The 1,739-nt window shown below is 29.9% G+C and carries 1 protein-coding gene and 1 pseudogene; both read left to right on the plus strand.

Annotation, left to right across the window (positions count from 1 at the left end; translation table 11 throughout):
* A partial coding sequence (locus ACLR9T_RS14455; protein WP_413110154.1) for an HAD hydrolase family protein occupies window positions 1-1,171 on the plus strand: 1,171 nt, incomplete at its 5' end.
* Between the two features lie 218 nt (window positions 1,172-1,389).
* Window positions 1,390-1,739: pseudogene (locus ACLR9T_RS14460) on the plus strand (transcription antiterminator); the annotation flags it as partial.

The following is a 1,739-nucleotide window of genomic DNA, read 5'->3' on the forward strand; positions in this document are numbered from 1 at the left end:
CACTTATATTAGTGAAAATGGTGCATTGATTATTGAAAATAAACAAGACATTTTTCATAATGAAATTCCTTATGAAAATCTAGATATTATTATTCAAAGATTACAAAGAAATAAACATATTCGTATATGTTTATGTGGAATGAAATCTGCTTATCTTTTAAATGGGGATCAAGAATTTTATGATTGTTATTCAAAATATTATTATCGTTTAGAAATCATTGAATCATTAAAAGAAATCAATGATACAATCTTAAAAATTGCTTTAATGGTACCTGAAAATGAAACAGAAGATATCTTAAAAGACCTTATTCAAGATTTAGGCCATGTTATTCAGCCTGTATCCAGCGGGCATGGAAGCATTGATTTAATTGTTCCTGGATTTCATAACGGATCAGCAATTGAATTTCTCTGTCAACGATATCATATCTCATTAGACGAGTGTGTAGCATTTGGTGATGGTGGTAATGACAAGGAAATGATTGAAAAAGTGAAATATGGATTTGCAATGGATAATGGAAGTCAAGCGATTAAGGAAGTTGCTTATCGCGTTGTTCCATCAAATAATCAACATGGCGTTATTCAAACATTGTTAGAACTCTTTGATATTCCTGAAGTGACTGAAAGAGAAAAAGCATTACTTGGAATGTGGTATGACGCTAATCATGATCCAAAAGTTGTTAAGGATAGATTGAATACGCATCATCTTTGTTATCGATATAATCAAACAGATCCTTTAGAATTAAAACAGCGTCAGAGCATTCTTGAGGACATTTTTCAAGCCAAAGTTGAGAATCTAGAAATTGTTCCACCTTTTTTATGTGATTGTGGACCATATATTCAACTTGGTAAAAATATTTTTGTTAATTCCAATGCTTATTTTATGGATGGTGCAAAGATTACGATTGGAGATAATGTTTTTATTGGTCCATCAGTTGGTTTATACACAGCTATTCATCCTTTAAATTATAAAAAAAGAAATGCTGGTTATGAAAAAGCAAAACCAATTACAATTGGAGATAATGTTTGGTTAGGGGCGAATGTTGTGGTGTTACCTGGTGTGACAATTGGAAGTGGCTCAGTTATTGGGGCTGGAAGTGTTGTAAATAAAGATATTCCTAAAAATGTTGTAGCATTTGGGAACCCTTGTCGTGTCGTTAAAGAAATTGAGTAAATTGATTAAATATTTATTTTTATGTGATTATAAAGATGAATTATATATAAGATATGGATTGTTGAGAAGTGACATCATACGTGATGTTACTTTTTTTTACTCGTTTGTATAGTGGTTATTATATATATTCTTTTTTTGCATGATTGATGATGAAGTGAATTGAGATATCAATTTCGACAAAAAGTGATAAAATAAAATGTGTAGAAAGGAGGATATTTATGAATAAAAAAGCTATTCAGTTAATTGAAAAAATGATTGAAGAAGATGATTATCAAACAGTATCCTTCTTTGCTTTGGGCCTAAATGTTTCTACAAGAACCATTTTTAATTATTTAGAGTTCATAGAAGAAGAACTCAAAGATAGTGATTTATATGTTCATAAAGTACAGGGAAGAGGAATTCGATTGATTGGTTCACAAAAAGATAAGATAGACTTATTACATTCACTTAATGGTGTAGAGGTTTTAAGTACATTAGAAGAACAACTTATGATTATTCAAAAACTCATTCTCGAAGAACAAACATTGACTTATCAAAAAATATCTGATTATTTTATGGTGAGTACATC

The organism is Thomasclavelia sp., assembly GCF_047249845.1.
GTDB lineage: Bacteria > Bacillota_I > Bacilli_A > Erysipelotrichales > Coprobacillaceae > Thomasclavelia.